Source organism: Kosakonia sp. N21 (assembly GCF_050587465.1).
GTDB lineage: Bacteria > Pseudomonadota > Gammaproteobacteria > Enterobacterales > Enterobacteriaceae.
Genome location: NZ_JBOBHR010000002.1, coordinates 671,815 through 693,360, shown reverse-complemented (window position 1 = coordinate 693,360; position 21,546 = coordinate 671,815). Strand labels below are relative to the sequence as shown.

20 protein-coding genes are annotated in these 21,546 nt (G+C 57.4%); 12 read left to right on the top strand and 8 right to left on the bottom strand.

Annotation, left to right across the window (positions count from 1 at the left end):
- Positions 1–25: 25 nt before the first annotated feature.
- Entirely contained in the window at positions 26–1,324 is a 1,299-nt protein-coding gene (gene eno / locus ACQ3G7_RS06970; protein ID WP_263097949.1) for a phosphopyruvate hydratase, read from the top strand.
- A 67-nt stretch (positions 1,325–1,391) separates the two neighbouring features.
- Here eno and ACQ3G7_RS06965 read toward each other — a convergent pair whose 3' ends face one another.
- Complete coding sequence (locus tag ACQ3G7_RS06965) at positions 1,392–2,501, bottom strand: SDR family oxidoreductase (protein ID WP_430889311.1); 1,110 nt, start codon at positions 2,499–2,501, stop codon at positions 1,392–1,394.
- Between the two features lie 359 nt (positions 2,502–2,860).
- Positions 2,861–3,817, bottom strand: coding sequence for a TPM domain-containing protein (locus ACQ3G7_RS06960; RefSeq protein WP_430889310.1), 957 nt, complete (start codon positions 3,815–3,817; stop codon positions 2,861–2,863).
- Positions 3,818–4,020: 203 nt separating this feature from the next.
- Between ACQ3G7_RS06960 and queE the strand changes: the two genes are divergently transcribed.
- Complete coding sequence (queE, locus tag ACQ3G7_RS06955; protein ID WP_430889350.1) at positions 4,021–4,692, top strand: 7-carboxy-7-deazaguanine synthase QueE; 672 nt, start codon at positions 4,021–4,023, stop codon at positions 4,690–4,692.
- Positions 4,693–4,737: 45 nt separating this feature from the next.
- Here the strand turns inward: queE and queD are convergent, their stop codons facing one another.
- A complete protein-coding gene (gene queD / locus ACQ3G7_RS06950) occupies positions 4,738–5,097 on the bottom strand; it encodes a 6-carboxytetrahydropterin synthase QueD (RefSeq protein WP_061497441.1) in 360 nt (119 codons plus the stop codon).
- A 356-nt stretch (positions 5,098–5,453) separates the two neighbouring features.
- On the opposite strand from queD, the gene cysJ reads away from it, so the two are divergent.
- Genes cysJ through cysH form a run of 3 tightly spaced genes read left to right on the top strand, consistent with a single transcriptional unit; the run spans position 5,454 to position 9,765 of the window.
- Positions 5,454–7,259 (top strand): NADPH-dependent assimilatory sulfite reductase flavoprotein subunit, encoded by a 1,806-nt coding sequence (gene cysJ, locus ACQ3G7_RS06945; protein WP_430889309.1) that lies wholly within the window; start codon positions 5,454–5,456, stop codon positions 7,257–7,259.
- The gene (cysI, locus tag ACQ3G7_RS06940; protein ID WP_430889308.1) at positions 7,259–8,971 is read left to right on the top strand and encodes an assimilatory sulfite reductase (NADPH) hemoprotein subunit; all 1,713 of its coding nucleotides are present in this window, start codon (positions 7,259–7,261) and stop codon (positions 8,969–8,971) included. Before cysJ ends, cysI begins: the two co-directional genes overlap by 1 nt.
- Positions 8,972–9,030: 59 nt before the next feature.
- The gene (gene cysH / locus ACQ3G7_RS06935) at positions 9,031–9,765 is read left to right on the top strand and encodes a phosphoadenosine phosphosulfate reductase (RefSeq protein WP_430889307.1); all 735 of its coding nucleotides are present in this window, start codon (positions 9,031–9,033) and stop codon (positions 9,763–9,765) included.
- Between the two features lie 34 nt (positions 9,766–9,799).
- Here cysH and hpxZ read toward each other — a convergent pair whose 3' ends face one another.
- From hpxZ to ACQ3G7_RS06915, 4 genes are read right to left on the bottom strand one after another with little or no spacing between them, the layout of a single operon-like run.
- Positions 9,800–10,183, bottom strand: coding sequence for an oxalurate catabolism protein HpxZ (hpxZ, locus tag ACQ3G7_RS06930; protein WP_263097943.1), 384 nt, complete (start codon positions 10,181–10,183; stop codon positions 9,800–9,802).
- Positions 10,180–11,556 (bottom strand): AtzE family amidohydrolase, encoded by a 1,377-nt coding sequence (locus ACQ3G7_RS06925; RefSeq protein WP_430889306.1) that lies wholly within the window; start codon positions 11,554–11,556, stop codon positions 10,180–10,182. Before ACQ3G7_RS06925 ends, hpxZ begins: the two co-directional genes overlap by 4 nt.
- Positions 11,553–11,741 carry an oxalurate catabolism protein HpxX gene (gene hpxX, locus ACQ3G7_RS06920; RefSeq protein ID WP_061497429.1) on the bottom strand — a complete coding sequence of 63 codons (189 nt, stop codon included), beginning with the start codon at positions 11,739–11,741 and terminating at the stop codon, positions 11,553–11,555. The genes ACQ3G7_RS06925 and hpxX overlap by 4 nt, the downstream gene beginning before the upstream one ends.
- Before the next feature lie 9 nt (positions 11,742–11,750).
- Positions 11,751–13,334, bottom strand: coding sequence for a gamma-glutamyltransferase family protein (locus ACQ3G7_RS06915; RefSeq protein ID WP_430889305.1), 1,584 nt, complete (start codon positions 13,332–13,334; stop codon positions 11,751–11,753).
- Between the two features lie 117 nt (positions 13,335–13,451).
- Between ACQ3G7_RS06915 and ACQ3G7_RS06910 the strand changes: the two genes are divergently transcribed.
- The 3 genes from ACQ3G7_RS06910 (at position 13,452) to hpxK (ending at position 16,984) form a co-directional block, all read left to right on the top strand.
- Positions 13,452–14,291, top strand: coding sequence for a MurR/RpiR family transcriptional regulator (locus ACQ3G7_RS06910; protein WP_263097940.1), 840 nt, complete (start codon positions 13,452–13,454; stop codon positions 14,289–14,291).
- A 204-nt stretch (positions 14,292–14,495) separates the two neighbouring features.
- The gene (locus ACQ3G7_RS06905; protein WP_430889304.1) at positions 14,496–15,737 is read left to right on the top strand and encodes a pyridoxal-phosphate-dependent aminotransferase family protein; all 1,242 of its coding nucleotides are present in this window, start codon (positions 14,496–14,498) and stop codon (positions 15,735–15,737) included.
- The gene (gene hpxK, locus ACQ3G7_RS06900) at positions 15,734–16,984 is read left to right on the top strand and encodes an allantoate amidohydrolase (protein WP_430889303.1); all 1,251 of its coding nucleotides are present in this window, start codon (positions 15,734–15,736) and stop codon (positions 16,982–16,984) included. Before ACQ3G7_RS06905 ends, hpxK begins: the two co-directional genes overlap by 4 nt.
- 11 nt (positions 16,985–16,995) lie before the next feature.
- On the opposite strand, the gene ACQ3G7_RS06895 is transcribed toward hpxK, so the two are convergent.
- A complete protein-coding gene (locus ACQ3G7_RS06895) occupies positions 16,996–17,400 on the bottom strand; it encodes a hypothetical protein (RefSeq protein ID WP_430889302.1) in 405 nt (134 codons plus the stop codon).
- Positions 17,401–17,537: 137 nt separating this feature from the next.
- Here ACQ3G7_RS06895 and ACQ3G7_RS06890 point away from each other — a divergent pair, with 137 nt between their 5' ends.
- The 4 genes from ACQ3G7_RS06890 (at position 17,538) to ACQ3G7_RS06875 (ending at position 21,539) form a co-directional block, all read left to right on the top strand.
- On the top strand, positions 17,538–18,302 hold the full coding sequence (locus tag ACQ3G7_RS06890) for a DeoR/GlpR family DNA-binding transcription regulator (protein ID WP_430889301.1): 765 nt from the start codon (positions 17,538–17,540) through the stop codon (positions 18,300–18,302).
- 446 nt (positions 18,303–18,748) lie between these two features.
- Entirely contained in the window at positions 18,749–19,465 is a 717-nt protein-coding gene (locus ACQ3G7_RS06885; protein WP_263097935.1) for a FadR/GntR family transcriptional regulator, read from the top strand.
- Positions 19,462–20,475 carry an ABC transporter ATP-binding protein gene (locus ACQ3G7_RS06880; RefSeq protein WP_430889300.1) on the top strand — a complete coding sequence of 338 codons (1,014 nt, stop codon included), beginning with the start codon at positions 19,462–19,464 and terminating at the stop codon, positions 20,473–20,475. The genes ACQ3G7_RS06885 and ACQ3G7_RS06880 overlap by 4 nt, the downstream gene beginning before the upstream one ends.
- On the top strand, positions 20,472–21,539 hold the full coding sequence (locus ACQ3G7_RS06875) for an ABC transporter ATP-binding protein (RefSeq protein WP_430889299.1): 1,068 nt from the start codon (positions 20,472–20,474) through the stop codon (positions 21,537–21,539). Before ACQ3G7_RS06880 ends, ACQ3G7_RS06875 begins: the two co-directional genes overlap by 4 nt.
- Positions 21,540–21,546 lie beyond the last annotated feature (7 nt).

Below are 21,546 nucleotides of genomic sequence, written 5' to 3'. Positions count from 1 at the left end.
TTTAACTTGTACTGAGGAAAACCTAATGTCCAAAATCGTTAAAGTCATCGGTCGTGAAATCATCGACTCCCGTGGTAACCCGACTGTTGAAGCCGAAGTACACCTGGAAGGTGGTTTCGTCGGTCTGGCTGCTGCGCCGTCAGGTGCTTCCACGGGTTCCCGCGAAGCGCTGGAACTGCGTGATGGCGACAAATCCCGTTTCATGGGTAAAGGCGTACTGAAAGCGGTTGGCGCGGTTAACGGCCCGATTGCTCAGGCTATCCTTGGCAAAGACGCCAAAGATCAGGCTGGCATCGACAAGATCATGATCGACCTGGACGGCACCGAAAACAAATCCAACTTCGGCGCGAACGCAATCCTGGCTGTTTCTCTGGCTGCTGCTAAAGCTGCTGCTGCTTCTAAAGGCCTGCCGCTGTACGCACACATCGCTGAACTGAACGGCACTCCGGGCAAATACTCCATGCCGGTTCCGATGATGAACATCATCAACGGTGGTGAGCACGCTGACAACAACGTCGACATTCAGGAATTCATGATTCAGCCGGTTGGCGCGAAATCCCTGAAAGAAGCAGTACGTATGGGTTCAGAAGTGTTCCACAACCTGGCTAAAGTGCTGAAATCCAAAGGCATGAACACTGCTGTGGGTGACGAAGGCGGCTATGCGCCGAACCTGGGTTCCAACGCAGAAGCGCTGGCTGTTATCGCTGAAGCGGTTAAAGCAGCAGGTTACGAGCTGGGTAAAGATATCACCCTGGCGATGGACTGCGCAGCGTCTGAGTTCTACAAAGACGGTAAATACGTTCTGGCTGGCGAAGGCAACAAAGCGTTCACCTCTGAAGAGTTCACCCACTTCCTGGAAGATCTGACCAAACAGTATCCGATCGTGTCCATCGAAGATGGTCTGGACGAATCTGACTGGGCTGGCTTCGCATACCAGACTAAAGTGCTGGGCGACAAAATCCAGCTGGTTGGCGACGATCTGTTCGTAACCAACACCAAAATCCTGAAAGAAGGTATCGAGAAAGGCATCGTTAACTCCATTCTGATCAAATTCAACCAGATCGGTTCTCTGACCGAAACTCTGGCTGCAATCAAAATGGCGAAAGACGCAGGCTACACCGCTGTCATTTCTCACCGTTCTGGCGAAACTGAAGACGCAACCATCGCTGACCTGGCGGTAGGTACTGCGGCTGGCCAGATCAAAACCGGTTCTATGAGCCGTTCTGACCGCGTTGCTAAATACAACCAGCTGATTCGTATCGAAGAAGCGCTGGGCGAACAAGCTCCGTACAACGGTCGTAAAGAGATCAAAGGCCAGGCATAATTGCCTCAGCCTTAAATGAAAAATGCCAGTCGATTGACTGGCATTTTTTTTGGCTTTTTGACCGCGATTATTTGAAATCGACTTCCATCTGTTGCGGAATAGACAGACCGTGCGTCGTCTGTACACAGCGGGCGATATAATCGGTAAAGCGCGGCGGTTTCGGCATCCCCAGGCTCAGCAGCTTATCATTGCTGAAACGCACGTTCAGACCGGCAAAAGCACCATACAGACGCATGGCTTTCAGCATCAGGCGTTCATTACACGGCCCGAAGATATTTTTCAGCTCGCGGCGCATTTTCACTAAGGTTTCATAGCTCACCTGGGCGTACTTATCGCCAACCGGGGCTTTCTCCAGTGCGTTTGCCATCGCGCGGTCGATATCCGCAAAGCGCACGCTGTTCTCTTCCCCTGCGGAAATGTGCACTACTTCGCCGTTAGCAATCTGGCCTTTAAGCAGCATCAGCAGCGCATCGGCGCAATAATCGACAGGGATAACATCGATGCGATCTTCCAGCGAGCAGATAAATTTTTGCAGCATCAGCCCCATGCTAAACACCCAGAAAATACTGGTGGAAGGCTGGCAACCATGGCTGGTGTGACCGACGACGATAGACGGGCGCGCAATGACCAGCGGCAACTGCGGGCATTCTGTACGCATCAACTGTTCGATGGTGGACTTCGAGCGGGTATAGGTGACCAGGTGTTCAGCATTCTCGCGAAATTCTGCGCTTTCCGGCACCAGGGAGTCGGGCTCCGGTGTGCATGACATTGCCGTACCTACATGCAGAAAACGTTGTAATCCTGTGACCTGAGACATGCGGCGGGCAAAAGTCAGCGTGCCTTCGACATTCACTTTCCACACCAGTGGGTTATTACCGAATGAGGCGACCGCGGCGCAGTTCAGCACATGCGTGACCGACTCCAGTCGCGGATCGTCAAGAAATCCCTCCGGTTCGCCCAGATCGCCAAGCAGAACCTGCTCAGCGGTCAGTCGCTGCAATGTCTCTTCGCTGAGGTTAAATTTACGCATATTAGACTTAACGCGCTCAATACCGGCTGCGGCGTTATCCGCCCGAACCAGCAGCAGCAAATGCATTGCTTCATTGCCATTAAGGATTTTTTCTAATACTGCCCCGCCAAGAAACCCGGTCACGCCTGTTATCAATAATGTATTCACGAGTGCTATCTCATCATGGTCGATTTGGCGGATTTTAGGCACAGAAAGCTAAACGCTATGTAAATAAGATGGCGGGGTTTGCGGGAGCTTCTTAAGCTTATTTTAAGGTACGTACGAAAGGGGATTGAACTTGGACAGTGAAGCGCAGCGAAAAATTCATCAGAGCATAATGAAATAGTTATCTGGTTGATTTCGTACTGGTTATTTTTCCCGGAAAGGACCGGTATTTATCGGTGCGGATAATTCTAAATGTAAAATAAATAATGTTTGGTTACATCATTTCTGCCTCGATGAAATAACGCGTTGCAGGGAAATGCCCTGCAACGTAATAGTCATTCACTTATTGTCACACCGCGTGTTTACCAATTGCCTGACGATCCACCGCCATCGCTTGAACCGCCGTCGCCACCGGAGCTGGAACTGTCACTGCTGCTATGGCTTGTGCTATCGCTACTGCTGTAATGCGTGCTGTCGGTGCTGGTCCAGACTGTTGCGGCGCTGCTCAGGTGATTGCTTTGGCGGCTCTCGCGGTATTTCTGCCGCCCTGCGGCGCTCAGGCGCTGAGGATAAATGAACAGGACGCCGAGCACCATAATGAGAATGGCAACCGGAATCGAACCGCTGAACCAGACATAGGGCATCAGCCACGGTGACTGGTCACTGAAAAACAGCAGTATCAGCGTCAGCGGGCAGGCAACAACAAAAAGTACCGCTAATAACCGAAGTCTGCCGGTTATCGTCAGGTAAATAATCACCAGCGCCAGCGCCAGCAGGCTCTTCCACAGGGAAAAATACGCAGAAATCTCCTGCCAAAACGTCGGCGGTTCCGCTTTGGGTAAGGGCTGGCTGGCAAGTACGGTACTGATCCCCTCCACGCCCCTTGTGATGCCGGTTGCCAGCTCGCCGGACTTAAAGGGCGGAATGATGTACTCATTGATGATTCTGCTCGCCAGCGCGTCCGTCAGCATCCCTTCAAGCCCACTGCCCACCTCGATTCGGACGTGTCGGTCTTGCCATGCCACCAGCAACAATACGCCGTCATTACGCTGGGCGTTGCCTAATCGCCAGTGGTTAAACACCTGCCAGGCAAACTGCTCAATGGTGTCGCTGCCGGTACCAGGCACCACCAGTACGGCGGTTTGCGTGCCGGAACGTTCATTGAGTGTATTCACCTGGCGGGTAAGCTCCGCGCGTTCCCATGAGGTCAACAGTTCATCCGGATCGTTAACAAAGCCGTTCATCGGCGGAATTGGGGAGGCCAGAGCCTGAGCGGCAAAGCCTGTCAGTACCAGCAACAGTGCCAGTATGCGCGCCATATGCATCATCCTTGCAGGGCAATAAGAGAGGAATTACCCCAGCATAATAGCGGCTATTCTTCAGGTATGACAATTTGCCATAACTGATAGTCATTCATTTCTGGGTGTTAAAGACGATCATGGCGCGGGTGGCGCAAATGGCACATGATCGATGGGCGGTAATCTGCAATAATTACCTCTTTATACTTTCAGTAAGAGTGATGATGCAGTACCCGATTAATGAGATGTTCCAGACCTTGCAAGGCGAGGGTTACTTTACCGGCGTTCCCGCTATTTTTGTTCGTTTACAGGGATGCCCGGTGGGTTGCGCCTGGTGCGACACCAAACACACCTGGGATAAGCTTGCGGATCGGGAGGTGTCGCTGTTCAGCATCCTCGCGAAGACCAAAGAGAGCGACAAGTGGGGCGCGGCGAACAGTGAAGATCTGCTCGCCATTATTCAACGCCAGGGCTGGACTGCGCGCCATGTGGTGATTACCGGCGGCGAACCCTGCATTCACGATCTTCTCCCACTGACGGCAACGCTGGAGAAAAACGGTTTTAGCTGCCAGATAGAAACCAGCGGCACTCACGAAGTGCGCGCTTCGCACAGCACCTGGGTGACGGTTTCGCCGAAGGTCAATATGCGCGGCGGCTATGAAGTGTTACAGCAGGCGCTGGAGCGCGCGGATGAGATCAAACACCCGGTAGGGCGTCTGCGCGACATTGAAGCGCTGGATGCGCTGCTGTCGCAGCTTGCTGATGATAAACACCGGGTGATTGCCCTGCAGCCCATCAGCCAGAAAGAGGACGCGACGCGGTTATGTATCGAAACCTGTATCGCCCGCAACTGGCGGCTGTCGATGCAGACGCACAAGTATCTGAATATTGCCTGATACACAAACCCGCCAGCGGCGGGTTTGTTGTTTACGACGTGTGGATCAGCCGCGGTAGACGCACCCGGCGGTGCAGGTCTCTTTCACCATTACCGCGCTCAGCAGCGGCACGACGGGCTTCATCTGATCCCAAATCCATTTCGCCAGCACTTCGCTGGTCGGGTTTTCCAGTCCCGGGATCTCATTCAGGTAGTAGTGATCGAGTCGGTCGTAGAGCGGTTTAAACGCCGCTTTCAGTTCCGCAAAGTCCATGATCCAGCCGGTATAAGGATCCACCTCGCCGGTGATCTCCAGGCGCACCATAAAAGAGTGGCCATGCAGACGACCGCACTTATGCCCCTGCGGTACATGCGGCAGATGGTGAGCGGCTTCGAAGGTGAAATCTTTAAACAACGTGGTAGACATAATGCACTCTCTGGCTAAAAAAACCGCCGCATGGTAGCGGAAATGACCTTTTTTAGCATTAATTAAAATCACTAAAAGCGGTTAACATCGACAGAATAGAATGTAAAGTCTGTTTTATCTATAAAATTCAATGAGTTGATTAACCTGTTTTAGTGTTAATAACTATAACCAAAACAGGTTAGTTCTTTTGGTTATTTGTTATTTCCAACCTTTCTTTAATTGTTATTATCCCCACCGTTAACCTTAGTTTCACTTCAGTTTTTTCTACATTATAACCCCGCAGGATTTTGCGTTGCTGCCCACCCGGAGGCGTCGTGAAAAGCGAAGGGGATTTTGCTACTGGAACATAACGACGCATGACGACTCAGGTCCCACCTTCCGCGTTGCTCCCGCTCAATCCGGAGCAACTGGCGCGCCTTCAGGCGGCCACCACTGATTTAACTCCCACCCAGCTTGCCTGGGTTTCCGGCTATTTCTGGGGCGTGCTGAACCAGCAGCCTGGCGCGGCGCCAACGGCTCCGGCGCCTGCTGTGGCGATCCCGGGCATCACGCTGATTTCCGCCTCGCAAACGGGCAACGCCCGTCGCGTCGCCGAAGCGCTGCGCGACGATCTGCTGGCGGCAAAACTCAACGTCACTCTGGTCAACGCGGGCGACTACAAATTCAAACAGATCGCCAGTGAAAAACTGCTGGTGGTCGTGACCTCTACGCAAGGGGAAGGCGAAGCGCCGGAAGAAGCGGTTGCGCTGCATAAATTCCTGTTCTCCAAAAAAGCGCCGAAGCTGGAGGGCACTGCGTTTGCGGTCTTTGGCCTTGGCGATACCTCGTATGAGTTCTTCTGCCAGGCCGGGAAAGATTTCGACAGCAAGCTGGCGGAACTGGGGGCAGAACGCCTGCTGGATCGCGTCGATGCAGATGTGGAATACCAGGCAGCGGCGGCCGAGTGGCGCGCCCGCGTGGTGGACGTGCTGAAAGCCCGCGTACCGCAAGGCACGCCTGCTCAGGCGGTTGCGAGCGCAACTGGCGCCGTGAATGAGGTGTTCTCCAGCCCGTACAGCAAAGACGCGCCGCTTACCGCGAACCTGTCGGTAAACCAGAAAATCACCGGGCGCGGTTCTGAGAAAGATGTTCGCCATATCGAAATCGATCTGGGTGACTCAGGCTTGCGTTACCAGCCTGGCGATGCGCTGGGCGTGTGGTATCAAAACGATCCGGCGCTGGTGAAAGAGCTGGTTGAACTGCTGTGGCTGAAAGGCGACGAGCCGGTCACTGTCGACGGTAAATCGCTGCCGCTGGCAGAAGCGTTGCAGTGGCATTTCGAACTGACGGTCAACACCGCCAACATCGTGGAAAACTACGCCACGCTGACCCGCAGCGAGTCCCTGCTGCCGCTGGTGGGCGATAAAGCGCAATTGCAGCATTACGCTGCCACCACGCCGATTGTCGATATGGTGCGTTTCTCCCCTGCGCAACTGGATGCCGATGCGTTGATTGGCCTGCTGCGTCCGCTGACGCCGCGCCTCTATTCGATAGCCTCTTCGCAGGCGGAAGTCGAGAGCGAAGTGCATGTCACCGTTGGCGTGGTGCGCTATGACGTGGAAGGCCGCGCCCGTGCTGGCGGCGCGTCCAGCTTCCTTGCCGATCGCGTAGAAGAAGAGGGCGAAGTGCGGGTGTTTATCGAGCACAACGATAACTTCCGCCTGCCTGCAAACCCGGAAACGCCGGTCATTATGATTGGCCCGGGTACCGGTATTGCGCCGTTCCGCGCCTTTATTCAGCAGCGCGCCGCCGATGACGCGCCAGGCAAAAACTGGCTGTTCTTCGGTAACCCGCACTTCACGGAGGATTTCCTCTACCAGGTGGAGTGGCAGCGTTATGTGAAAGAGGGCGTGCTGAACCGTATCGATCTGGCCTGGTCCAGAGATCAAAAAGAAAAAGTCTACGTACAAGACAAACTGCGCGAACAGGGCGCGGAACTGTGGCGCTGGATTAATGACGGTGCGCACATTTATGTCTGCGGCGACGCCAATCGCATGGCGAAAGACGTTGAGCAGGCTTTACTGGACGTGATTGCCGAATTCGGTGCGATGGATGCCGAAGCGGCGGATGAATTTTTAAGTGAGCTGCGCGTTGAGCGCCGTTATCAGCGAGATGTCTACTAATGAGCGAAAAACATCCTGGCCCGCTGGTGGTCGAAGGAAAACTGGCGGATGCCGAGCGTCTTAAAGACGCAAGCAATTACCTGCGCGGCACCATTGCTGAAGATCTGAACGACGGTCTGACCGGTGGTTTTAACGGCGACAACTTTCTGCTGATCCGCTTTCACGGCATGTATCAGCAGGATGACCGCGATATTCGCGCCGAGCGCGCCGAGCAGAAACTGGAGCCGCGTCATGCCATGATGCTGCGTTGCCGTCTGCCGGGCGGCATCATTACGCCTAAGCAGTGGCTGTCGATCGATAAGTTCGCCGACGATAAAACCCTTTATGGCAGCATTCGTCTGACTAACCGCCAGACGTTCCAGTTTCACGGCATTCTGAAAAAGAACGTGAAACCGGCGCACCAGATGCTGCATGAAGTCGGTCTTGACGCGCTGGCGACCGCCAACGACGTGAACCGCAACGTGCTTTGCACCTCGAACCCGATTGAGTCGGAACTGCACGCCGAAGCTTACGAATGGGCGAAAAAACTCTCTGAGCACCTGCTGCCGCGCACCCGCGCGTATGCGGAAATCTGGCACGATGCCGAGAAAGTCGCGACCACGGACGAAGAGCCGATCCTCGGTAAAACCTATCTGCCGCGTAAATTTAAAACCACGGTGGTGATCCCGCCGCAGAACGATGTTGATCTGCACGCCAACGACATGAACTTTGTGGCGGTGGCGGAAAACGGCAAACTGGTGGGCTTCAACCTGCTGGTCGGTGGCGGTCTCTCCATTGAGCACGGCAATAAGAAAACGTACGCCCGTACGGCGAGCGAATTCGGCTACCTGCCGCTGGAGCATACGCTGGCCGTCGCGGAAGCGGTGGTGACCACGCAGCGCGATTGGGGCAACCGCACCGATCGTAAAAACGCGAAAACCAAATACACGCTGGAGCGCGTGGGCGTCGACACCTTTAAAGCGGAAGTCGAGCGTCGCGCTGGCATCACATTTGAACCGATCCGTCCGTATGAGTTTACCGGTCGTGGCGATCGTATTGGTTGGGTGAAGGGGATCGACAATAAATGGCACCTGACGCTGTTTATTGAAAATGGCCGTATTCTGGATTATCCCGGCCGCCCGCTGAAAACCGGCATGCTGGAAATTGCTAAGATCCATAAAGGCGACTTCCGCTTAACCGCCAACCAGAACCTGATTGTGGCGGGCGTCCCGGAAAGCCAGAAAGCGAAAATCGAGAAACTGGCCCGTGCGCACGGGTTAATGGACGCGGTCAAACCGCAGCGTGAAAACTCCATGGCCTGCGTGTCGTTCCCGACCTGTCCGCTGGCGATGGCGGAAGCCGAACGTTTCCTGCCCTCTTTCGTCGACAAAGTGGAAGCGGTGATGGAGAAACACGGCGTGGGTGATGACCACATTGTGCTGCGCGTGACCGGCTGCCCGAATGGCTGTGGCCGCGCGATGCTGGCGGAAATCGGCCTGGTCGGCAAAGCGCCAGGGCGCTATAACCTGCATATTGGCGGTAACCGTATTGGTACGCGGATCCCGCGGATGTACCGTGAAAACATTACGGAAACGGAAATTCTCAACGCGATTGATGAGCTGGTCGCGCGTTGGGCGAGTGAACGCAAAGAGGGTGAAGGTTTCGGCGATTTCACCGTCCGCGCCGGCATCATTCGTCCGGTGCTCGATCCCGCGCGGGATTTCTGGGAATAACGCAGCCTGTAAGCCTGATAAGCGTCGCGCTATCAGGCAACGAACACAGTGAGGAACGTATGTCCAAACTCGATCTTAATGCGCTGAACGCGCTGCCGCAAGTTGAGCGAGTGCTCCAGCTTGCCGAAACGAATGCGCAGCTCGAAACGCTGAGCGCTGAAGCGCGTGTCGCCTGGGCGCTGGAAAACCTGCCGGGCGAGTATGTGCTCTCATCAAGCTTCGGTATTCAGGCGGCGGTAAGCCTGCATCTGGTCAATCAGATCTGTCCGGGCATCCCGGTGATCCTCACCGATACCGGCTATCTGTTCCCGGAAACGTACCAGTTTATCGACGAGCTGACGGACAAGCTCAAGCTCAACCTGAAAGTCTACCGCGCTGAGCAAAGCCCGGCCTGGCAGGAAGCGCGCTACGGCAAACTGTGGGAGCAGGGCGTTGAAGGCATTGAGAAATACAATGACATCAACAAAGTCGAGCCGATGAATCGCGCGCTTGCGGAATTAAACGCGCAAACCTGGTTTGCCGGGCTGCGCCGCGAGCAATCCGGCAGTCGCGCCAACCTGCCGGTATTAGGCATCCAGCGCGGCGTGTTTAAAGTGTTGCCGATTATCGACTGGGATAACCGCACGGTATATCAGTACCTGCAAAAACACGGACTGGGCTACCATCCGCTGTGGGATCAGGGTTATCTCTCGGTCGGCGATACCCACACCACCCGTAAATGGGAACCGGGGATGGCGGAGGAAGAGACCCGCTTCTTCGGCCTGAAACGCGAATGCGGGCTGCACGAAGGTTAATGTATCTCCCCCTCCCGTACGGGAGGGGGTTTTCTCACCCCATCAAGCTCACATGCGCTGCCACAATGCGCCAGCCCCACGGGAATTTCACCCACGTCTGCATCTGTCTGCCCACGCGTTCGCTGTTCTCACGGGTAAATTCCGTACTGGCCACTGCCATATCCTCGCCGAACGTGGTGATGGTGGTATTGCGCAGCAACCTGTCCAGCCCGGCGGAAGGACGTGAATTTCGAAAATCACGAATGGCGGCAATGCCATACAGATTCTCCGTCGCGCCATAACGCACGGTGCGCTCATCGTCCCAGAACAGCTCATCCAGCACGTCTACATCATTGCTTATCAGTGCCTGCTCGTAGCGGTAAAAGGCCGCCGTCACTTCGTTGAGGATCGCCGGGCGATCGATATTGTCTCGGTTCATGCTGCGTCCTGTGGGTAAAGTATTCCGGCTTGTTCGAGCCGCCATGCCGCCTGTAAACAACGGGTTTCCTGCCAGGGCGCGCCAATAATCTGCACGCCAATTGGCAAGCCGCTACGGGTTTTTACCGGTACGGTGACCACCGGCAGGCCCAGAAAGGAGATCGGCTGCGTCAGCATACCCATACTCGCTTTCACCGGCAGATCCGCCCCGTTAATACGCATGGTCGGCGCACCAATCAGTGTTGCGCTACAGGGCGTTGCCGGCGCGAGCAGCAGGTCAAGCTGGTCAAACAGCGGTAAGGTTTTATCGCGAAACCAGGCGCGGAAACGCTGTGCCTGGGTGTACCAGGCTGAAGGCGTCATGGCCCCGGCCAGCAGACGTTCGCGGGAGTTCGGTTCAAAGCGCGACGCTTCGCTGCGCAGTGCGGGGAGATAGTGATTTCCCCCTTCCGCTGCCGACAGCAAAAACGCCGCGGAACGTGCCAGTTCGGCTTCCGGTAGCGTTACGGCGCGATCTGCGCTCAGCGCCTGGGCAACGGCGTTGACGGCCTGCCGTGCATCGTCATCGCACCAGGTTGAGAAGTAGCCATCCAGCACCGCGCAGCGTAACGCGTTGCCTGCGGCAAGGCCTGGCAGGGCAATATCGGTGGCACGAGTGGACTGCCAACGATCGTCGTTATCGCGCCCCTGCAACGCATCATACACACGTGTCAGATCCTCCGTGCTGCGAGCCAGCGGGCCAATATGATCGAGGCTGGCGACAAACGGGTGGCTACCCGTGCGGGAGAGACGACCAAACGTGGGTTTCAGGCCATAAATACCGCACAGCGACGCCGGTACGCGAATCGATCCGTTGGTATCGGTGCCGAGGGCAAAATTGACCATACCCGCCGCCACAGCCGCGGCGGAACCACCGGACGATCCGCCCGCCACACGTTGCGGATCGCGCGGGTTGCGCGTTGCGCCATAGTGGCTGTTTTCCGTGGTGAAACCGTAAGCGTAGGCGTCCATATTCAGCGCCCCGGCAAGCGTCGCCCCGGCACGGGTGAGCTGGCGTATGGCAAAGGCATCCTGGGTGGCCGCCGGTTGGGTGCTGAACAGTTCGGCCCCGGCAAGGGTGGTGATCTCTGCGATATCAAACAGGTTTTTTACCGCATAAGGCACGCCTGCCAGTGCAGGCAGCGGTTCACCCTGGGCGATGCGCACATCAATACGCGCCGCTTCCGCCCGTAAGCGCGACGCGGTGATAGCGGTGAAGGCATTAAGCTGCGGGTTATGCTGCTCAATGTGCGCCAGGGTGCGCTGCGCCAGTTCGCTGGCGCTAAAGGTTTTCTCCCGCAGGCCGCGTTGAATATCGCCAATCGATAAGCTCATAGGCGGTACTCCCCGGCGCCTTCCTGGCGGTGCGGTAAGGGGAAGGCCATTAACGGTTGCGCCATGGCGGCGATACGGGTGAGCTGCACTTCCAGTTCCGCGCGGCGGGCATCGTCCAGCGGCACCGCCAGCAGTTGCTCCATCAGCCGGATGTAGGTTGGCCAGTCAAAATCAGTGGTGTTCATCTTTGCTCCTTAAAAACCGGCTGCGCTGCCATTGCTGCGCGGATCGAAAGCCCCTTCCAGCATGCCATTGGCATGGCGAAGGATCGCGCCAGCATGTCCGGTGGCTTCACTTAAGCCGGGCAGCCACTCCACCTCATGCCCCATCTCGCGCAATGCGAGGAATGTCTCTTCGCTAAAACCGCCTTCCAGTTTCAGGCTTTCCGACGCCTGTCCCCAGGTGCGCCCCAGCAGCCAGCGCGGTGCGCAGACCGCCGCCTGTAACGGCATTCCCTGCATCACATGGCGGGTAAAAATGGCGGCCTGGGTTTGCGGCTGACCGTCGCCGCCCATCGTGCCGTACACCATGGTGCGCCCGTCGCTGAGCCGCGCTGCTGCGGGGTTTAAGGTATGGAAGGGTTGCTTGCCCGGCATTAACGCCAGCAAATGTGACGGATCGAGGCTAAAGGCCGCGCCACGGTTTTGCAGCAGAACGCCGCTCTCCGGTAGCACCACGCCGCTGCCAAATTCATGGTAAATGCTCTGGATAAACGAGACCGCCAGACCGTTTTTGTCGATCACGCCCATCCACACCGTATCCCCCGGCCCTTTGCCCTGGCCCCAGGGCGCTGCGCGCTGTTCATCAATGCTGTCAGCCAGCAGCGCCAGTGGCGCTTGCTCAAGCAGGCTTTGTACCGGTAGCGTGACGTGGCGCGGGTCGGTGATGTAGCGGTCGCGCAGGCCGAACGCTTTTTTGGTCGCTTCCACAATACGGTGGATGGTTTGCACGTCGTTCGCCTGGGCCATGTCGAGATGATCGGTGATGCCGAGGATGGCCAGTGACACCAGTCCTTGCGTGGGCGGCGTCATATTAAACACCTCGCCCTGGCTGTGGCGGAGTTTTAGCGGTACGCGGCGCTGAGCGCGGTGATTGGCCAGATCCTGGGCGGTAATGGGGATGCCCAACGTTTGCATCTCATCGGCCATCAGTTGCGCGAGCCCCCCGCGATAAAAGCTGTCCAGCCCTTCGGTGGCGAGTCGGGTCAGGGTGCGGGCCAGCGTTGGCTGGCAAAAACGGCTGCCTGCCTGCGGCGCTGTGCCTTGTGGCAAAAAGGTGTTGGCGAAACCGGGCACGTCCACCAGTTCCTGAAATTTACTTTGGCTGGCACTGGCCTGCGACTGCGTGACAGGAATACCGTCTGCCGCGTAGCGAATGGCATCGGCCAGCAGGCGCGACAGGGGTAACGGCGCAGCGCCCAGCGTGGCGGAAACCGCTAACGCCTCATCCCAGCCGCTGAGCGTGCCGGGTACGGTGAGGGCGGCAAGCGGGCCGCGATGAGGAATATGGGCATGTCCGGCATAAAACGCCTGAGTCGCCCGTTGCCCGGCCGCGCCGCTGGCGTCAATGGCTAACGGTTCGCCTTCCGGCGGCACAATCAGCCAGAAGCCGTCGCCGCCAATGCCATTCATATGCGGGTAAGCCACCGCAATGGTCGCGGCGGCGGCAACCATCGCCTGAATGGCATCGCCGCCGTGGCGTAAAACCGACAGCGCCGACTCGCTGGCGAGATGGTGCGGGGTCACCGCCATGCCAGAGGGGGCCATATTACTTTGCATCGTCACGCTTCCTTTAGTCTTCGGTAAGTGGAGAAGACTAAGCAAGAGCTGTTCCAGATTGACGGCAAGCGTTTCACTGTGTCAGCTTATCGTGAAACAAAAGTTGCAGGAGAGGCTATGCAGCAGCTGGATGAACGTCTGCGGGAGTGCTATGACCAGCTTTCCCCGCAGGAACAACGCGTTGCGTCATTTATCATCGATCATTTTGACGATCTGGTGAGCTATAACAGCGCAGAACTGGCGCGGCTCAGCGGGGTGTCGAAAGCCACCGTCAGTCGTCTGTTTAAACGGCTAGGCTACGATCGTTTTAAAGAGATGCGCGACGAGTTACGCACCCTGCGCCAGAGCGGAATGCCGCTGACGGAGAACCGTGATGCCGTACAGGGCAATACGTTGCTGGCGCGTCATTACAAGCAGGAGATGGCAAACCTGACCCAATGGGTCAATGCGCTCGATGCCGGGCAATTTGCCGCGGTGATCGCCGCGCTTGGCGAGGCCCGGCGGATCGTGATCATTGGCCTGCGCAACAGTGCGCCGGTCGCGCTGCATTTGCGCCAGCAACTGCTGCAAAGCCGGGGGCAGGTGATGGTGTTGCCGCAGCCGGGGCAGACGCTGGCGGAAGAGTTGGTGGATATCACGCCTGCCGACATGGTGGTGGTGGTCGCGTTTCGCCGCCGTCCGCGCGTAGTGCGCCCGGTACTGGAGGCGCTCTATCAACAGGGCGTACCGGTGCTGGCGATCAGCGAGCCGCAGGCAACCAGTATCAAAGCGCTGTGCCGTTGGCATATTGGGCTACCGCTGGACAGCGTCTCGGCATTTGATAGCTACAGCTGCGCCATGAGTCTGGTGAATTTACTGGCGAACGCCTTGCTGCATACCACCCTGACCGCAGGGCGACAGCGCATTCATCACATTGCATCGTTGTACACCGATCTGGATGAACTGGAACAACGGTAGTGCACTGTAATGGTGCTTTTGCACCACCATGATGATGCATAACGGGGCGCCTGGCGTCCCGTTTTTTATGGCTTAATCGTGCTAAATACCCCGTTAATCCAGGGATGGCTTCGTCTTTTTGTCTGTGGCACATTAGTTGCAGAAATATCATCAAAGAATCTTTCGTTTCATCATCTGTGCTGTCGCACATCAAAGGACGCGCCCATGTTCGATTTTCAGCAGTTCCCGCAAATAAACCCGCCTCAACGCCTGTTGATGGGGCCGGGGCCGATCAATGCCGATCCGCGCGTACTGCGTGCCATGGCCAGTCAGTTAGTGGGGCAATACGATCCGGTGATGACCGGCTATATGAACGAGGTGATGGCGCTCTACCGCGAGGTTTTCCGCACGCAAAACCGCTGGACGATGCTGGTGGACGGCACCTCCCGCGCGGGTATTGAGGCGATCCTCGTGTCGGCCATTCGTCCGGGAGATAAAGTGCTGGTACCGGTGTTTGGTCGCTTTGGCCATTTGCTGTGTGAAATTGCCCGTCGCTGCCGTGCGGAAGTGCACACCATCGAGGTCCCCTGGGGCGAGGTCTTTACGCCGGAGCAGATCGAAGACGCGATCGTTCGGGTTAAGCCGCGCCTGTTGCTGACGGTGCATGGCGATACCTCCACCACTATGCTGCAACCGCTGGAGCACCTCGGTGAGATCTGCCGCCGTCACGGTGTGCTGTTTTATACCGACGCGACCGCCTCGCTGGGCGGTAACGCGCTGGAGAGCGATGCCTGGGGGCTGGATGCGGTCTCCGCCGGTTTGCAAAAATGCCTGGGCGGCCCGTCCGGTAGCTCGCCGGTGACCCTAAGCCCGGCGATGGAAGCCGCGATCCGCGCGCGTAAATGTGTGGAACAGGGGATCCGTACCGACGCGCATCAGGACGGCGCGGATGAGATGATCTACTCCAACTATTTCGATCTTGGCATGGTGATGGATTACTGGGGCCCGGAACGTCTGAACCACCACACCGAGGCGACCAGCATGTTATTTGCCGCCCGCGAATGCGCCCGCATTATGCTGGAGGAGGGCATGGATGCGCTGATCGCCCGCCATGAACTGCACGGTCGCGCGCTGCTGGCTGGCATCCAGGGGATGGGGCTGGCGGTATTCGGCGATGTCACCCACAAGATGAATAACGTGCTGGGGGTGATTATTCCGCAGGAAGTGCATGGCGAAGAGGTGCGTAAACGGCTGTTGGATGATTTCCATATTGAGATCGGGACGTCGTTTGGTCCGCTACAGGGCAAGATCTGGCGCATTGGCACCATGGGGTATAACGCGCGGAAAGATTGCGTCCTGCAAACCCTGACGGCGCTGGAAGCCGTGCTTAATCGTCTGGGGTTGCGTACCGTTCAGGGCGCGGGCATGCAGGCCGCGTGGGATATCTACGACGGAGCGAACGGATGATGACCGCAGAGGAGGCCGCCCGCGCCGCAGAGCGGGTAATGGCGCGCTGCGATGAACTCGCGTGTATCAGTGAAACGCCGGGGCAGTTAACCCGCGTCTATCTGTCGCCGGAGCACCTGCGGGCCAACGCATTGGTCGCCACGTGGATGCAGCAGGCGGGGATGCGCACCTGGCAGGATGCGGTAGGCAATATTTGTGGGCGCTACGAAGCCGCCTCGGAAGGTGCTCCGGCGGTGCTGCTGGGGTCGCATCTTGATACCGTGCGCGATGCCGGGCGTTACGACGGCATGCTGGGCGTGTTGACCGCCATTGAAATTGTCGACGGGCTGCACCGGGCAAACGTGCGTGGAACCCAGGCGATTGAGATTGTGGGGTTTGCCGATGAAGAAGGCACTCGCTTTAATATCACGCTTCTTGGCAGCCGCGGTCTTACCGGAAGCTGGCCCGCTGAATGGCTGGCGTGTGAAGACGCACAGGGGATAAGCGTGGCGCAGGCGCTAACGCACGCCGGTCTTGATGCGTCGCGTATTGGCGATGCGCAACGCCCGGCGGCGGATTTCTCAGCCTATCTGGAGTTGCATATCGAGCAGGGGCCGGTGCTTGAGCAGGAAGATCTGGCGATCGGCGTCGTCACGGCCATTAACGGCGCTCGCCGTTTGCACTGCCGCTTTACCGGCGAAGCCGGGCATGCTGGCACTGTACCGATGAGCCATCGCCGCGATGCACTTGCCGCCGCAGCGGAATGGATGGTGTTGATTGAGCACGCCGCGCGGCAAGCCGGTCCGGAGCTGGTTGCCACCGTGGGAACCTTGCAGTGTGAACCCGGCGCGGTCAATGTGATCCCCGGCGTGGTGTCGCTGACGCTGGATATTCGTAGCCCCGATGACCCGCAGCGTGAAACGTTGCTGAACCACTTACTGGCGCAGGCCACGCGCATTGCAGAACAGCGCGGTGTGGATTTTAGCCACGATATTTTTTATACCATTGCCGCCACACCGTGCGATGGCGCATTGCGCGACAAGCTGGCTGATGCGGTGCGAAACGTTCAACGGCGGGTGTTGCTGTTGCCCAGCGGCGCAGGCCATGACGCGATTGCCATTGCCGAACGCTGGCCGTCGGCCATGCTGTTTGTGCGCTGTGAAAAAGGCATTAGCCATCACCCGGCGGAAAACGTCATGGTGAGTGATGTGGCGTTGGCGCTTCGGGCGATGAGCCTGGCGGTGCGTGAATTGGTGCTGAAGCCGTAGCGCGCTGCGGCTTACCACAGCCGCAGCGTGGTGTTTTCCAGAATGCTGGAAAAGATGTCCATCACTTCTTCGCGCCCCGGTAACGCGTCGCTCTGGCCGCTGTGGTGCTGACTCAGCCAGTAAAGCAGCATGCTCAGAATGCGCCGCGTTTTCAGGCCGGACAAGCCTGCCGCCGTCGCGATGCGCGGTGCTAAACGATTGGTCAGCTGTGGCAGGACGCCGGTCAGGCACTCCATTGAGCCATCCAGTAACCGGGCATAGTCCGCGCAAAATTCCCCCGTGCGGGCGGCCCGCAGGTAGAGATAAAACAGCCCGGCTGGCGGCTGGTGCTTATTTTCCGTAAACCAGGCGACGGTGCGATGTTCAAGATGGTCGAAGGTTTTATCCAGATCCTGATAGATGATGTCCTGATACATACTCTGCTCCCCTTATAACCCGTTGATTCTTTATCCACGTTGTCGTCATGCCCGGCCTGAACATGTATCATGGATCGAGATATACTATGATAGATTGTGTTCATTTGTGCAAGGTTGTGTTAATTTGAGGGCTGAATGTGACTGACTACAATGCATTGCCTGAGCAGAGGCAAGCGCTGATCCATCAGATGCTGATCGACACGGGCCGGGTGATTGGCGTGGATGTTGCCCGTCAGTTAGGCGTGTCCGAACATACCATTCGCCGCGATTTACAAGAGCTGGCGCGAAAGGGGCTGTGCAAAAAAGTGTATGGCGGCGCCGTCAGTCAGCTCAAACAATCCGCCAGTTTCGAAACGCGGGTTGCACAGAATGTGGAAGAAAAAGAGCAGGTTGCCCGCCGGTGCGCGCAAATGATCAAGCCTGATAGCTGCATCTTTATTGATTCCGGCTCCACCTATCTCTTAATGGTGAACTTCATCCCGCATGAAATGGAGTTAACCATTGTGACCAACTCCCCCCAAATTGCCGCCGCGCTGAGCAGCCGCAAAAACGGCGAACTGATTATGCTGGGCGGGAAAGTGAACCCGCTGGTGGGGAGTGCATTGGGTTCAGAGACGGTGAATCAACTGCGCAATATGCTGTTTGATCAGGCATTTATCGGCGTCTGTGGGCTGGACCCCCAGGCCGGGCTCAGCGCGGCCTATTACGATGATGCCTGCTTCAAAAAAGAGGTGTTTAACCAGAGCAATGAAGTGATTGCTGCCGTCACGGCCGACAAAATTTCGCAGGTGGCGCGCTACAAGGTCGCGGGTTGCGAGGAAATCGACATTGTTGTCGCCAGTACACAGACCCCCACGCACACGTTCCGCCATACCAACCTGCGGTTTGAGGTAGCAGAATAGCGTTGCTCGGTTGTGTTAAGTTGTGTTGATTGATTGTCACTGTCTGCCCAGGCCTCCGGCCTGTCTTCACCAAACCCATCAGATCCCCCTCTCTGACGAGCCCGATAAGCGCAGCGCTATCGGGCACAATCCGCGGATGAGGGTCAACGCCTTCCCCGGCTCACCGTCATCAACCCCGATCGGAGCATTGCCCCCTTTTTAGTGCATCGTTTGCACGCTAAGTGTGCGTTTTGCGTACAGCCTGTTTTGCGTGGCGGATACCCGTCATTGCAGGGTGAAAAATAAACATTATCAAATCAAAGCATTAACAAAAATTTCAAAAATATGACCGAACCAATGAGTAATTGGTTCGGTAATTGCTTTATTCATCGCGGGTGGTGCAAATGCGTTTTTATTTAACCATTTGTAATTTAATGAAAAATAACACCAAACGTGGATGAACCAATATGGAAAGACCATCACGCTATCTGGCAAATTCCAGTACAGCGCTTGAACAACTTCGTGGGCTTATTCATCAACATGAGTCAACACCAGGGACTCCTCTGCCCACAGAACGCGAACTGGCGGAAAGCCTGGGCGTCGGGCGACGCGAAGTGCGCCGCGCGCTCGATGTACTGGAAGAAGAGGGGCGCATCTGGCGTAAACAGGGCAAAGGTACCTTTATTGGCCCCGCCGCGCCCGTCGCACCGGCTGCAATCCAGGGGCTGGTGCAACAAACCAATATGCTGGAAGTGATGGAAGCGCGTTTGCACATAGAACCGGGTCTCGCACGGTTGGCGGCGTTACGCGCCAGCAACGAGCACCTGGCATTGATGCAACGCATGCTGGAACGCATCGATAACGTCAGTCCGGACGATCCGGATCTTAATGAGCTGTGGGACAGCGCTTTTCACCGGGCCATCGCAGAAGCGGCGGGAAACCGCTTGATGCTCGGTCTTTTTGACACCCTGGACGCGGTGCGTCGCGAACCCGGCTGGCACCATCTGCGGGAGCTGGCGCGCACTCCGGCAAAAGTGGATCGCTATAACGATCACCATCACCGGATTATGCACGCCATCCGGGAACGGCAGCCGCATGTTGCGGCGGCGGCGATGCGTGAACATCTGCTCGATCTGCAACATGCCCTGATGCAGGCCATTCATCTTGGGGACGATACGCCATGACGACCCTCCCGCATAAAGAGGCCGCGCCGGTATTGCGGCTGAATAACCTGAATGTGCAATTTAGCGGATCGCCCATCAGCGTGCTGGATGGCATTTCGCTGAGCGTAAACAGCGGTGAAACGCTGGCGCTGGTGGGGGAATCCGGCTGCGGCAAAAGCATTACCTCGCTGGCGCTGATGGGGCTACTGCCCGGCAGCGCGCAGATTGTCAGCGGTGAGATGCACTTTCGCCAGCATGACCTGCGCCACCTCTCTGCGCGTGAGTATGCCAACCTGCGCGGCAATGAGCTGGCGATGATCTTTCAGGAGCCGATGACCTCCCTGAACCCGGCGTTCACCCTCGGCGATCAGCTTAGCGAAGCGGTGATGCGCCATCAGCACCTCTCGCACCAGGCGGCGATGGCGGTGGCGTTACAGATCCTTGAAAAAGTCCAAATCCCGGCGGCGGAAATGCGTCTGAAAGCTTACCCACACCAGCTTTCTGGCGGTATGCGCCAGCGCGTGATGATCGCCATGGCGCTGATTAATAAACCGCGTCTGTTGATTGCCGATGAACCCACCACGGCGCTGGATGTGACCATTCAGGCGCAGATCCTGGCGCTGCTCAACACCCTGAAAGCCGAAACCGGCACGGCGGTGTTAATGATCACCCATGATCTTGGTGTGGTGGCGGAAGTTGCCCAGCAGGTGGCGGTAATGTACGCCGGGCAGGTGGTGGAGCAGGGCAGCGTGGAGGCGATTTTCGCCGATCCGCAGCACCCCTACACCATTGGGCTGATGGGATCGATTCCCTCGCTCGGCGCGCGCAAAGGGCAGCTCTCCACCATTCCCGGCGCGGTGCCGCTGCCGGAAGCGATGCCGAAAGGGTGTCGTTTCGCCACGCGTTGCCCGTTTGCACAACCGCGCTGCCATCAGGAAAAACCTTCGCTACAGCCGCTGGGGCAGGGCCATCAGGTGGCCTGTTTCCGCGCCCCCCTTGAACAGCATATTGCGCCGGGAGAAACCGCATGAGCACACCGATCCTTGAAGCGCTCGATCTGAGCAAACGCTTTGCCGGACCAACACGGCTGTTTGCACCAAAGCGTTACGTCACCGCCGTCGATCGCATCTCGTTGCGTGTTTACCCCGGTGAAACCGTGGCGATTGTCGGCGAGTCCGGCTCCGGTAAATCCACCCTTGGCCGCCTGCTGCTGCGTTTGCTGAGCGCTTCTGAAGGCCGCGTTTATTACCAGGGCGAGGAGATCACCCACGCCAGCGGCTCGCGCCTGAATCAGTTGCGTCGTGAACTGCAAATTATCTTTCAGGATCCTTTTGCCTCGCTGAACCCCAGAATGACCGTGGAGCAGATTGTGGGTGAGCCGCTGTGGTTGCATCAAAAAATGGGCAAAGCGGAGCGCCAGGCGCGGGTCGCTGAATTGCTCAGCACCGTGGGGTTGCCAGCGGCCTGGGCGCGGCGCTACCCGCACGAGTTTTCCGGCGGACAGCGCCAGCGTATTGGCATTGCCCGCGCGCTGGCGTCCGGGCCAAAGCTGCTGCTCGGTGATGAACCGGTTTCTGCGCTGGATGTCTCCGTCCAGGCGCAGGTGGTGAACCTGTTAGAAGATCTCAAACAGCAGCTTGGGCTGACGCTGATCATTGTGGCGCACGGTCTGGCGGTGATCCGCCATATGAGCGATCGCGTGGCGGTGATGTATCTCGGGCAAATTGTCGAGATGGCCCGCGTCGATGAGATTTTCGATGCGCCCTTGCACCCCTACACCCAGGCATTGATTGCTTCTGCACCGCAGACGCAGCCAGGTCTTGCTCGGCAAACGCCGCTGCTGCAAGGCGATTTACCCAACCCGGCCAGCCCGCCGCAGGGCTGCCGTTTTCATACCCGTTGTCCTTATGTCACCGAAGAGTGTCGTCAACGCGAGCCCATTACTCAGGTGCTCGACGGCGGTCGTCAGGTCTCCTGCCATCGCTGGCAAGAGATCAACCGCGATCGCAGTGTGATTCATATCGCTCCGCCCTCCGCCGCGTTCCTGCGCCGTCGCGCACTGTTTGAACAGGCGGCCTCTCACTCCTCTCCTTAAAGGAATA